This window comes from Orbaceae bacterium lpD01, assembly GCA_036251705.1.
Lineage (GTDB): Bacteria > Pseudomonadota > Gammaproteobacteria > Enterobacterales > Orbaceae > Utexia > Utexia brackfieldae.
The window spans coordinates 1193106-1206372 of record CP133959.1 but is presented as its reverse complement, the minus strand read 5'-3'; the positions used below and the strand labels follow the sequence as shown (position 1 = coordinate 1206372).

The following is a 13267-nucleotide window of genomic DNA, read 5'->3' as shown; positions in this document are numbered from 1 at the left end:
GGTGGTGTATGTGGCTGAATTAATAATATACAGCGATATATTTAAGCGAAAAAAATGGGTAGCCAGACTACCCAATGATATTAATGAATCACTTCATCACTATCCGAATTATTTTTTCGTCTTCATTGCACTCATCGCACGGCGAACAAAACTGATACAGATAACCACAAATAAGATTAAGCCGAATAACTGCTCAACAACGCCGACTTGTGTACCGAATACTTCACCCATCCAACTACTGATTGATAGCGGTGCATCGCTATAACCACTACTAATACTCAGGACGATACAGACTGCAAGAATAACCCCAACTAAACTTTCACCGACGATTAATCCTGAAGCAATCAGAGTCGCTTTACGATCAACTTTCTGGTAAGCCTTTTTAAATTCAGCTTGTGAAGTTCGTTTGGCGACCATGCGACGAATCAACCAGGATAAAACAGATCCAATAATTAACGGTGTAGTAATCACTGGCGGCAAATAGATGCCCATACCAACTGCTAAAGCCGGTAAACGAAATTTAGATTGACGTTTTGCCAGTAACAGATCAATCACAATAATCACTGCCCCTAAAATCAGACCAATAATAATCATATTCCATTCAAGTTTATGAGAAAAAATACCTGTCGCAATCGTCGTCATCAGTGTCGCTTGTGGTGCTGCTAATACTTGTGAAGTATCCATCCCCGCACGCGGCATTGCCCCGGTAAAACCATAGGCTTGGTATAGAATATCCAGTACTGGCGCAATCACAATGGCCCCAACCACACAGCCGATAAGCAAGGCAACTTGCTGGCGCCATGGGGTTGCTTTAACTAAATAACCGGTTTTGAGATCTTGCAGATTATCGTTTGAGATCGTCGCAATCGCCAATACTGCCGCAGTCGTAAATAGCGCAAGCGCTGTGGCAAATTGACCGTTAGCGGCATGATCCAACATACCATTTATCTCACCTAAACCAAGTAACAGTAAAGAGATCACTGTTACCGCAATAATGCCGATACCGGAAATAGGACTGGCCGACGATCCGACTAATCCCGCCATATAGCCACATGCTGCCGCAACTAAAAAGCCCATAATAAAAGCAAACAGTACGGCGCAGATGATTAACGACCAAGCGACACCTTCTGATAGACCACTATCACTCACAAAACCATAAAATGTCACCACTAAAATAATGAGCATGGCAGCCATAATAAGTAAGATTGTTTTAGGCGATAGATCTTGTTCAGTTCTTTCAATCTTTTGCTGACCATTTTCTGATTTCAGCGAACGAAATGAAATTTTTAAGCCTTCAATAACCGGCTTAATCAATGATAACAAAGTCCAGATAGCGGCAATCGCTAAGGTACCTGCACCAATGAAGCGAATATTACTTGCCCATAAGCCCATAGCAACATCACTTAAATCAGCTCCTGCAGGATAGTCAGCCATTGAACTTAATACCGGAATGGCCACGCCCCAAGCAATTAAGTTGCCAATCAAAATGGCGATACCGGAAGCAATACCCACTAGATATCCAGCACTTAATAACGCTAATGAAAAACCCATCGGTAATTGAAAAATCGCTTTACCTGAAGCAAACCAGTAAGCGGTACTATCTGAAATAGCCCGTAATCCACCGGTTAAAAAGCTCACCACTGCAGCAATCGTGCCCCCAAACAAAATATCTTTAAGACCTCTGCTGGTTCGAACTTCTGTATCACTCTCTTCATTTTCATCTTCATGGCCAGCTTTAAGAATTTCTGCTGCCGCAACCCCTTCTGGATAAGGCAGATCACTCTTCACGACCATCACATGACGTAAAGGAATCGAGAAAAGTACCCCAAGCATGCCCCCCGCCGCACAGATGGCCATCGTGCTCCAAAACGGAAAGTTTTGCCAATAGCCAATCATCAGCAATCCGGGTAATACAAAAATAATCGATGATAACGTACCCGCAGCTGAAGCTTGCGTCTGAACCATATTATTTTCTAAAATAGTGGAACCACTAAAAAAACGTAACACAGCCATTGAAATGACCGCCGCAGGAATTGCGGAAGAAAAGGTTAAGCCCACTTTAAGCCCTAAATAGACATTAGAAGCGGTAAATACCACAGTGATCAAAGCACCTAAAATCATGCCTCTCAGCGTGAGTTCTCTTAAATTATTCATAAATTATTAGCTCAAAATAGTCATAAACTTCGCTATTATAACCATAATTTGATATTTTTTTTTATAAAATGTCGTTAAAATCTTCATTTTAATAGTTTAATTGCTGTCTGATAATCGAAAACCGTATAAAAAAACAACACACTACAGTGCTCAAGCTTATCTTTCAGGTTGAATTTTTTAACGATAGTTGCTAAAGTCAGCGCTGGCAAGTATTAATCATTTGCAAATCCGTTTAATTGAGCTTACACTTGTACGCTAATTTAAGAATCAGATAGCCAAAGGTAGACTATGTCGTTTGAGAAAAAATCATCTTATACAAAAGCAGACCTGATTGCATCAGGTAATAATGAACTATTTGGTCATGATGGGCCGCCATTACCAGCAGATGAGATGCTGATGATGGATCGCGTGATTGAAATGAATGAAAGTGGCGGTCACTTTGATAAAGGTTATGTTGAAGCTGAACTAGATATTAATCCTGACTTATGGTTTTTCAAATGTCATTTTAAAAGTGACCCAGTTATGCCTGGCTGCTTAGGTCTTGATGCTATGTGGCAGTTAGTGGGTTTTTATCTTGGCTGGTTAGGCGGTAAAGGTAAAGGACGCGCCCTTGGGGTCGGTGAAGTGAAATTTACGGGTCAAGTGCTACCGACAGCGAAAAAAGTGACCTATAAAATTCATTTTAAACGTGTCATCAATCGTAAGTTGATTATGGGACTGGCTGATGGTGAAGTATTTGTTGATGGTAAATTAATTTATCAAGCCACTGATTTAAAAGTCGGTTTGTTTCAGGATACTACCACATTCTAATTAAAAATGGGGCTTAGCCCCATTTTTTATACGCAAATCAGGCTACTGATTTATTCAGCCACTGCCGCAATAATTTTAATCTCAACTTTGTATTTTTCATGCATAAGACCGCTCTGAACAGTGCAGCGTACCGGCGCATGACCCGCACAAACCCACTCATCCCAGGCACGATTCATCGCTTTGAAATCAGCTTTATCAATAATAAAGATCGTCGCATCGAGAATACACGATTTATCGCTACCGGCTCTGGCTAGCATGTTATCAATTTCAGCTAATGCACTTTGGGTTTGTTCATAAGCATCGCCATCAAGCTGGGCTGGTACGCTAGTATAATAGATAACCCCATTATGTATGACTGCTTCAGACCAGCGCGCTTCTGGATCTATTCTGATTATGGACATTGTCTCTCCTTTTTATATTATGATACTTGTATAAACTCTTCTCTTAACTGCTTAATCTCATCACGCAAGACGCCGGCTTTCTCAAATTCGAGATTTTTAGCGGCTTCATACATCTGCGCCTCGAGATCTTTAATTTTTTGCTGAACCTCAGTGGCCGACAGTAGATGATACGCTTGACCTTTTTCATACAATCGACTTTTACTATTGGTTTTCTTCTGCCCCATGGTCGTCCCTAGAATATCCTGAACCTCTTTGCGAACAGAGGTTGGGGTAATTCCATTGGCCAAATTAAAGGCTTCCTGTTTTGCACGACGGCGTGCGGTTTCATCGATGGTAGTTTGCATGGCTGGCGTTATCTTATCCGCATATAGAATTGCTTTACCATTGGCATTTCGCGCGGCTCGGCCCACCGTCTGAATTAGTGCACTGACTGAACGTAAAAAACCTTCTCGATCGGCATCTAAAATCGCCACTAACGAAACTTCTGGGATATCAAGTCCCTCACGTAATAGGTTGATTCCAACCAAAACATCGATTTCACCAAGACGCAAATCGCGAATGATCTCCATACGTTCAACGGTATTAATATCAGAGTGTAAATATTTGACATTGATACCGTGCTCAACCAAATAGTCGGTCAGATTCTCAGACATTCGTTTGGTTAACGTGGTGACCAAAACACGTTCATCATTCGCCAAACGAATCTGTATTTCGGATAAGAGATCATCCACCTGAGTGGTGGCTGGCCTCACTTCAAGAATCGGATCGAGCAAGCCGGTTGGACGCACGACTTGTTCAATGATCTCGCCACTGGATTTTTCAATCTCATATTTCGCTGGCGTCGCTGAAACATAAATCGTCTGCGGCATGATACTTTCAAATTCGGTAAATTTCAGTGGTCGGTTATCCAAGGCCGACGGTAAACGGAAACCATAATCGACTAAGGTCATTTTACGTGAACGGTCACCATTATACATCGCGCCGATTTGTGGAATTCCCACATGCGACTCATCAATAAAAAGTAAACCATCAGAGGGCAAATAATCGAATAACGTTGCAGGTGGATCGCCGGGCTGACGCTGCGATAGATAACGTGAATAGTTCTCTATCCCCGAGCAGTAACCAAGCTCATTCAACATTTCAATATCGAATAGCGTCCGTTGTGATAGACGCTGCTCCTCAAGTAAACGATGATTATCAAGCAGCTCCTGACGGCGCAGCGCTAAGTCCTCTTTAATCTGTTCCACCACTAAATCTAAACGATCTCGTGGCGTCACATAGTGCGTTTTTGGATGAATGGTAATTCTTGGCACCTCATTCACTATCTGACCGGTCAGGGGATCAAAGATAGTAATGCGATCCACTTCATCATCAAACAATTCAACGCGAACCGCCGTTGAATCGGAATCAGCCGGAAAAATATCAATCACATCACCGCGAACTCTAAAGGTCCCTCGCGAAAAACCAAAATCGTTTCGTTTGTACTGTAACTCAGCCAACCGGGTCAGAATAGCTCTTTGATCGGTGATCGTACCGCGCGTTAAGTGCAAGATCATCGCCATATACGTTTCCGGTGCACCCAAGCCATAGATTGCCGATACCGATGCCACAATCACGACATCGCGACGTTCAAGTAATGATTTGGTCGCTGACAGACGCATCTGCTCGATATGCTCGTTAATCGACGCATCTTTCTCAATAAACGTATCGGTCGTCGGTACATAAGACTCAGGCTGATAATAATCATAGTAAGAGACAAAATACTCTACTGCATTTTCAGGAAAAAAGGCTTTCATCTCCCCATATAGCTGAGCCGCCAAGGTTTTGTTGGGCGCCAAAATAATAGCTGGTCGATTATGCTTGGCAATCACATTGGCCATGGTAAATGTTTTACCGGATCCAGTTACACCTAACAGCGTCTGATGTGCAATACCATCATCAAGATTTTGCAGGATCTTTTTAATTGCTTCTGGCTGATCACCAGCGGGTTTAAAATCAGAATGCAATTTAAAATTTTTCATTTCATTTTCCTAAATTATAAACTTAAATTTTACCTATTAATAAAAAATTATCCCCAAAAAAGCTTGACCTTTATTCTTTTACTGTTATGACCGTTTTGCATCACTAAAATTATAAAAAACGGGTTCACCACACGACTTGATTTATTATAACTTATTGATTTTATTTAATTTGAAAAAAACCGATCACATTATGACCAAGTTGACCAAAAACCTTTGATTTCTAGAGGTTATCCATTTTTTCAATAATCTATTAACAGAGTTATCCACAGGCAACGGGGATAACTTTTTTAAATCACCTAAATTTAGTAGAATCCCTATAATTCAAGGAATTAGCCTCATAAAAAGTACGTGAATTAGCGCTAGAGATAATCGCCAAGTGATTTAATTTATTTTTATTAATCCTACTTTTAATCGTTATTGACTATCTTTTAGGGGATTCGGTCATTTTATACTGATAGCCTCTCTCTTCCTGACTAACAAATGTTAAGCAGTGGCTGATGCAATTTGGTGCATCTTCGGCGTGATGAGAGACAAAGAGTAACTGGCTGTGCCCCTCTTCAATTAAGCGATCTATCCAGCGTTTAACTAATTCTCGATTTAATTGATCCAATCCTTGCAGAGGTTCATCAAGGATCAATAAGATCGGATGCTTCACCAATGCACGCGCGATCAAAATCAGCCGCTGCTGTCCCCAGGATAACGAATGGAACGGTTGATCAGCTTTATCAAGTAGATTCAACAAAATTAGCCACTCGTTAGCCAGCTTTAACTGTTTATCACTGATAGCGTTATACACACCGATTGAGTCAAAATAACCAGAAATCAGCACATTGCGTACACTACTGCTGACACGATAATCTAAATGCAGGCTACTACTGACATAGCCAATATGTTTTTTGATATCCCAAATGGTCTCCCCTGAGCCGCGCTGACGTCCAAACAGACTTAAATCATTGCTATATCCCTGCGGATGATCACCGGTAATTAAACTAAGTAAGGTGGATTTACCCGCCCCATTTGGGCCAATAATCTGCCAATGTTCACCGGCATTAACCTGCCAGGTTAAGCCATTGATGATGGCTTTGTCATTATAGTGCACGTAACCATTATTCAGCTTAATCCGTGGCACGTTGGCATCTAGCACAATCAGATCGTCATCTGACGGTGGTAAGGTAAAGTGAGCAAGATGTTCCAGATTAGTAAACTGTTTAATCATCTCATCTTGTAACATGGCTGCTTTAGGCCCTTGTTTAACTAATTCACACTCGACTAAAACACCAACATGGTCAATAAAATCGGGAATATCATCAAAACGATTTAACACCAAAACCAATGTCATCCCTTGTGCCGATAACGCAGCTAAGGTTTTTGCCAGCTGCTGACGAGAAAGAACATCAAGCCCATCAAAGGGTTCATCGAGCACCAGTAAATCAGGTTTTGACATCAATACCTGACATAATAATGTTTTGCGCGTCTCACCGGTTGAAAGATATTTAAAGCGCCGCTCAAGTAAATGTGCAATACCAAATTGTTGCGCCAGCGCCTCGCATCTATCAGCATCACTGACCTGCGCCTGAATAATTTGTGCGGTTGTTCTGCCGATATCGTCTTCATCGGCACTTAGCAGATCGGTATTGTTTCGGTTCCACTCTTCATCAACCAGTTTTTGCAACTGTTCTAACGATAATCGAGCCACCTTTGCAAAGCGATTGTTATGCTCACCGGATTGTTCTGATACTGCGCCGGCAATCACGCGCGCGAGCACCGATTTACCACTCCCATTACTGCCGACAAAAGCCCAACTCTGACGAGGTTCAATGCATAATTCAGGTATAGAAAATAGTCGAAAATCACTGATGCGATATCGGCCTTGAGAGATCGTTAACATAAATTCTCCTGTTATTATTTTAATTGTACGTAAAAACAGTATGCCGTCTTAAAACATCCAAGTGAAATTATACCAATGTGGCTAAAATAATATTTTCCGGATTAACTGATACGCTGACAATATCACCCTTTTCATATAACTGGCGAAGAAATTGCGCTGCCGATAAAGTCGCACAGATGATTAAACCAGATGGCAGTTGTAGCTCGATCTCATGCCATAAAGCATCGCTCATCACATTAGAGATAGTTGCGGTAAACTGGTTATCACTATCAGTCTGTACCTGCTTTGATATGGTGACGTTAGGTGCTTTTATCAAGAGGATCACGGCTTTGTTTTCTGCCAAATCAAGTCGTTTGATACTGCCTTGCGTCATATTAACCGTCAATCTGGTTCGTCCATCCTCTAACAGCACCTTAACTGCACCTGATAATGCGGCATCAGGTAACTGAATAATCGTACCATAAAGCTGATTCCGTGCACTTGTCTGCACTGACAGCTTTGCGGTTGCAGCTAACAGGTTATCCAAAGGTGCATCATCATCATTCAATGTTTTAAAAGCACGATATTCAAGTGTGGTTAATAAATCATATAACTGAATAAAGCGCTGCGCATACCGACTCAATTTCGCGCCGCCGCCGCCTTTACCACCAATCGAGGCTTCAACCATCAGTTTGGGTGATAAGGTATTCATTTGATGTACCGCATCCCAAGCCGTTTTATAACTGATACCCACCATTTTAGCCGCCTGGCTTAATGAGCCAGTGATTTTGATCTGCTTAAGTAATGCGATGCGACGTGTATCGGTAAATAACTGCTGTTTTAATTTTAAGGTCAGTAAAATCTCTGCTTCTAGCATCATAACACCTAACGTTTGCATCAATGTGGCGGGCTTATTTCTGCTGTGATTATACCATAATTTTAGCAGAAATAAGTGGTTTATAACGAAAGGGAAGACCAGAATAAATTGATTTAAAATCAACGATAACAAGATAAAATATAGCGCTAAACACTGGTTGAAACAGTGATTTTTTGAACAGAAAATCGAGCATCACTATACGAATGACTCGGTATCTGATATTATCGCTATATTATTTTTTATATAACGATAAAGAGATGATCATGAAAAAAATAATTCCTCTCATAATGATGTTATGCTGTTTTACCGTCAATGCAGCAGAAAAAATTACCGTTTTTGCCGCGGCCTCCCTCACCGATGTCATGGAAAATATTAGCCAGCTTTATCGGCAAAGTCATCCAGATACCGATATTGTCTTCTCTTTCGCCTCTTCCTCTGCCTTAGCAAGGCAAATAGAACAAGGCGCTCCGGCCGATATTTTCATGTCAGCTGATCAACAGTGGATGGATTATTTGTTAGACCGTAATCTGGCTAAAAATAAAGAGACCTTACTGAAAAATACCTTAGTGCTGATTGCCCCAAAAACCTCACCAATCAATAACGTTATCATTGATCAACATACTGACTGGTCAACTTTATTACCTGCTGGTTCACATTTGGCTGTTGGTGATCCTGATCATGTGCCGGCGGGTGTTTACGCCAAAGCCTCATTAACCCATCTAGGTGCTTATAGTCGATTAGAATCCCAGCTTGCTCGAGCAAACAATGTCCGTGCTGCGCTGATGTTAGTTGAAATGGATGAAGCCCCATTGGGCATTGTCTACAGTACAGATGCACAAGTCAGCAATAAAGTGAAAATCGTCGGTGAGTTTCCGGCTGACAGCTTTGATGCCATCGAATACCCTATTAGCCTATTAAATGATTCAGCACCAAGTCAGGCCTTTTACACTTTTCTAAAAAGTCCACAAGCCAAAGCGGTATTCGAAAAATATGGATTTGTCACGCTATGATACTCACTGCGTATGAACTGCAAGTCCTTTATCTCAGCATTAAAGTTGCTGCGGCAGCCATCATCTTTAGTCTGCCGCTGGGCATTTTAGTGGCCTGGATTCTGGCGCGCTTTCAGTTTATGGGCAAATCCCTGCTCGATAGTTTTATCCATTTACCGTTAGTCTTACCGCCCGTGGTATTAGGTTATCTACTATTACTGACCATGAGCAAAAAAGGGCTGATCGGTAAATGGCTTTATACTTATTTTGATATTAGCTTTAGCTTCAACTGGAAAGGTGCCGCTTTGGCCTCGGCGGTCGTCGCCTTTCCGTTAATGGTTCGTTCGATTCGCTTAGCCATTGAATCCATCGATCAGCGTCTGGAGCACGTCGCCCGCACGCTCGGTGCTAGCCGTTTACGGGTCTTTATAACGATTACCCTACCATTAGCCTTTCCGGGTATTTTAATGGGGTTAGTACTCGGTTTTGCGCGATCGCTGGGTGAATTTGGTGCAACCATCACGTTTGTCTCGAATATTCCCGGCGAGACGCGGACACTGCCGTTAGCCATGTACACACTAATAGAGACTGTCGGCGGTGAATATCAAGCCATGCGTCTGTGTATCATTGCAGTCATAATGTCGATCATTGCCTTACTCGCCTCCGAGTGGCTAATGCGTTGGCACAAACGCAAGCTTGCAGGATAATTATGCTCTCACTCAAACTCAATAAAAAATTGCCCCATTTCACCTTCCATCTTGAACATGATTTTGTGTGTGAAGGTATTACGGCCATTTTAGGCGTATCCGGCTCTGGCAAATCAACCTTAATTAATTTGATCAACGGCTTAATTAAGCCTGATTCTGGCTCTATCAGTTTAAATGGCCAGACACTAGTTGATAGTAGTCATCAGTTTTTTGTACCACCAGAAAAACGTCATATCGGTACTGTGTTTCAGGAAGCGTTACTATTCCCACACTACTCAGTCTTAAAAAATCTTACCTATGGAATGGCAAGTAATGGACAAAAGCGCTTTGATGAAATTATTGATGTTCTCAATATCCGGCATTTATTAAATCGTTATCCGGCGATGCTCTCTGGTGGCGAAAAACAGCGCATATCAATTGGTCGAGCGATATTAAGTGATCCGCAACTATTATTACTTGATGAACCCCTGTCTGCACTCGATATGCCACGTAAAAAAGAACTGTTAATCTATATTAAACAGCTAGTCGCAGAACTCGATGTTCCCATGCTTTACGTGACGCACAATATTAATGAAACCAGGCAGATTGCCCAGCATATTGCCATCTTTGAGCAGGGCCAGTTAATTGATTATGGTGAAACGGCCACTATTTTAGAGAGTCCATATCTCAAGGAGTGGCTATAAATCACTTGGTTCAATATCCTGTTGAATCGCCGATTGAGAATATCAGACTTTGTCATTTCAATTTATTTAAAATAATGTCTTTGTATTTCAATAAGAAAACAACATACAATGAAGTATTTAAGCTGATTTTTTCCTCAACAATTGGGCAATATTGTCAAATTTGTCTGATTTATTGATTGTGATATTCTCATTTCGTTCATATGAATAAGGATGTTAATATGTTAAAAACTGGCACTCAAGCACCTGAATTTACGCTGCAATCAAACTTAAATAAACCGATATCTCTCAGTCAGTTCGCTAGTCAAAAAGTCATTCTGGTTTTTTATCCCGCAGACTGGAGTAGTGTCTGTTCCGACGAACTTTCAATCTTTAATGCCTCACTCAAATTATTTGCCAAAAATAATGCTACCGTCGTCGCTATCTCGGTTGACAGTGTATCCTCTCATATAGTATTTGCCGAAAAACACCATCTAAACTTCCCTTTACTTGCCGATTTTGAACCTAAAGGTGAGGTCTCCAGACGCTATGAAAGTTATCATACCACTGAGGGCCACAGTAAAAGATCGCTTTATCTTATCGATGAAACAGGCACTATTCGTTGGAGTGCGTTATCTGCTGATGGCATTAACCCTGGCGTTGATGGTGTCATTGATGCCTTAGAACAATTAAATAAGGAGTGAGTGTATGCCATTAAAACCGACTGTGTCAGCCAATGATCATATACAAGGCAATCCGCAAGCAACGATAGAATTAGTTGAATATGGTGATTATCAATGTCCATACTGCCGGGATTTTCACTATACGGTCAAATCGTTACAAGTAGAACTGGGCGACAAACTTAAATTTATTTTTAGAAATTTTCCACTCGATATGCATCCCAATGCGCTAGATGCAGCCATATCTGCAGAGCTGATGGCTAAACACCAGCAATTTTGGCCAATGCATGATCTGCTTTATGAAAATCAGCAACATCTTGACGATAATTCACTCATGCAGTACGCCAAGCAACTCGGCGTGACGAAAAAGCAGTTTAGTGCTGACTTTCAAAACACCGCTTTGATAAAAAAAATTGACAGTGATATTGAGAGTGGCTTACGTAGTGGCGTCAATGGCACCCCATCTATCTACATTAATGGGAAAAAATATCAGGGCGATTACTCGGCTCAGGCACTACTCAGCTATATCCAGACGCTGATTTAAACCCAGTTGTATACGATTCAAAAATGGCTAAACAGCAGCTGATGTAGAAGAATCACGCTATTTTAAACAGATGAATAATGCCCTAATGATTAGTTCATTAATAGGCACTCTCTGGTGTGGTAATTCGAATTAATTTTGCGTTTAAAAATTCGTAGAATCCTGCATCGGCTTGTTCTCGACCATAACCAGACTGCTTAGTTCCGCCAAACGGTAGCTCAGGTGAAATCCCGGTAATATGGTTAATATATACCATACCGGTCACCATTTGACGTGCTATCTTAACAGCTTCATCAGTATTATTACCAAATACTGTCCCGCCTAAGCCAAACTCTGTATCGTTAGCCAGTTTAATCGCCTCTTCAATATTTTTGACTGCATAGATACACAGAACAGGACCAAAGATCTCATCGGCGTAGGCTAACATGCCCGGCTTAATATCGGTTAGGATAGTCGGCTGCATAAAAAAGCCTTCACGGTCGAGACGATGACCACCATAAACTAATCTCGCCCCCTGCTTAACCGTGGTCTCAACCTGCTTAAGCACATCTACCAATCCCTTTTCAGTGCTCAGTGGTGCAAGCTGCGTTTTAGCCTCAAGCGGATCACCAATCACAATCTGCTTATAGATATCGGTTGCACGGCGAATAAACTCATCGGCAACGCTCTCTAAAACAATAATACGTTTAGGTGAAATACAGACCTGGCCGGCATTCCATAAACGTCCGAAGGCGGCCATATTCACCGCTTGTTCAATATTGGCATCGGCTAAAACAATAAAGGCATCACTGCCGCCCAGTTCCAGCGTAGATTTCTTGATGACTTTACCTGCTGCTGCGGCATAACTCGAACCCGCCGGTGCACTCCCGGTGAGTGAGACCGCCTTTACATAGGGACTGGCAACTAACTGAGAAACTCGGCTACCTGACACAAATAGATTACTGTAAACACCTTTGGGTGCGCCTGCTTCGATAAAGATTTTCTCCATCATCTCTGCGCACTGAGGCACATTCGAAGCATGCTTTAAAACCACGGTATTGCCGCCCATTAAATTGGCTGCGGCCGTTCGGGTGATTTGATAAAAAGGAAAATTCCAGGGTTGCACGGTCAATAACACACCAAGTGGTTCATAACTTAAAAAGGCTTTACCCTGCTTCACAGTTAACTGCCGATCGGCTAGCAACTGCGCACCATTATCCGCATAGTAATCAAAGATATCGGCACATAACTCAACTTCAGCAATGCCTTCGGCAACCAGCTTACCCATCTCAACAGTGCATAATCGTGCCAGCGCCTGCTTACGCGTGCGCATAATCTTGGCAACGTTATGCAGTAATTGCGCCCTTGTTGCAATTGATGTCGTCTTCCAGGATAAAAAAGCTTGATCGGCAGCAGCTAAAATATGGTCTAATTGACTATCAGTCATCTCTTTAAAGACTTTTTCAATCTTGTTTGTGGTCGGATTGAGGGTTTTGATTGATGATACAGGAGCAGACATATTTAGTACCTCTTTACAGTGTGAGCAATTTGCAACTAATCAACTGAATTAGTCGCCTTAATA

The 13267-nt window shown here is 41.8% G+C and carries 12 protein-coding genes; 6 read left to right on the top strand and 6 right to left on the bottom strand.

Going from position 1 to position 13267, the window contains the following annotated elements:
• Positions 1-108: 108 nt before the first annotated feature.
• Positions 109-2154 (bottom strand): oligopeptide transporter, OPT family, encoded by a 2046-nt coding sequence (locus RHO15_05450; GenBank protein WVD62926.1) that lies wholly within the window; start codon positions 2152-2154, stop codon positions 109-111.
• Positions 2155-2442: 288 nt separating this feature from the next.
• Here RHO15_05450 and fabA point away from each other — a divergent pair, with 288 nt between their 5' ends.
• On the top strand, positions 2443-2964 hold the full coding sequence (fabA, locus tag RHO15_05445; GenBank protein ID WVD62925.1) for a bifunctional 3-hydroxydecanoyl-ACP dehydratase/trans-2-decenoyl-ACP isomerase: 522 nt from the start codon (positions 2443-2445) through the stop codon (positions 2962-2964).
• A 50-nt stretch (positions 2965-3014) separates the two neighbouring features.
• On the opposite strand, the gene RHO15_05440 is transcribed toward fabA, so the two are convergent.
• The 4 genes from RHO15_05440 to RHO15_05425 form a co-directional block, all read right to left on the bottom strand.
• Entirely contained in the window at positions 3015-3365 is a 351-nt protein-coding gene (locus RHO15_05440; protein WVD62924.1) for a RidA family protein, read from the bottom strand.
• A 17-nt stretch (positions 3366-3382) separates the two neighbouring features.
• Positions 3383-5386 carry an excinuclease ABC subunit UvrB gene (gene uvrB, locus RHO15_05435; protein WVD62923.1) on the bottom strand — a complete coding sequence of 668 codons (2004 nt, stop codon included), beginning with the start codon at positions 5384-5386 and terminating at the stop codon, positions 3383-3385.
• 421 nt (positions 5387-5807) lie between these two features.
• Entirely contained in the window at positions 5808-7274 is a 1467-nt protein-coding gene (modF, locus tag RHO15_05430; protein ID WVD62922.1) for a molybdate ABC transporter ATP-binding protein ModF, read from the bottom strand.
• 67 nt (positions 7275-7341) lie between these two features.
• Positions 7342-8130, bottom strand: a complete 789-nt coding sequence (locus RHO15_05425) for a TOBE domain-containing protein (protein ID WVD62921.1) — start codon at positions 8128-8130, stop codon at positions 7342-7344.
• 263 nt (positions 8131-8393) lie between these two features.
• Between RHO15_05425 and modA the strand changes: the two genes are divergently transcribed.
• The 5 genes from modA to RHO15_05400 all read left to right on the top strand — a co-directional run bounded on the left by modA (position 8394) and on the right by RHO15_05400 (position 11709).
• The gene (gene modA / locus RHO15_05420) at positions 8394-9140 is read left to right on the top strand and encodes a molybdate ABC transporter substrate-binding protein (GenBank protein ID WVD62920.1); all 747 of its coding nucleotides are present in this window, start codon (positions 8394-8396) and stop codon (positions 9138-9140) included.
• The gene (gene modB / locus RHO15_05415; GenBank protein WVD62919.1) at positions 9137-9826 is read left to right on the top strand and encodes a molybdate ABC transporter permease subunit; all 690 of its coding nucleotides are present in this window, start codon (positions 9137-9139) and stop codon (positions 9824-9826) included. Before modA ends, modB begins: the two co-directional genes overlap by 4 nt.
• Before the next feature lie 2 nt (positions 9827-9828).
• Positions 9829-10509: an ATP-binding cassette domain-containing protein gene (locus RHO15_05410; protein ID WVD62918.1), complete on the top strand. Its 681-nt coding sequence runs from the start codon at positions 9829-9831 to the stop codon at positions 10507-10509.
• Positions 10510-10727: 218 nt separating this feature from the next.
• The gene (locus RHO15_05405; protein ID WVD62917.1) at positions 10728-11189 is read left to right on the top strand and encodes a redoxin domain-containing protein; all 462 of its coding nucleotides are present in this window, start codon (positions 10728-10730) and stop codon (positions 11187-11189) included.
• Positions 11190-11193: 4 nt separating this feature from the next.
• Entirely contained in the window at positions 11194-11709 is a 516-nt protein-coding gene (locus RHO15_05400; protein WVD62916.1) for a thioredoxin domain-containing protein, read from the top strand.
• Between the two features lie 97 nt (positions 11710-11806).
• On the opposite strand, the gene RHO15_05395 is transcribed toward RHO15_05400, so the two are convergent.
• Complete coding sequence (locus RHO15_05395; GenBank protein WVD64944.1) at positions 11807-13204, bottom strand: NAD-dependent succinate-semialdehyde dehydrogenase; 1398 nt, start codon at positions 13202-13204, stop codon at positions 11807-11809.
• Positions 13205-13267 lie beyond the last annotated feature (63 nt).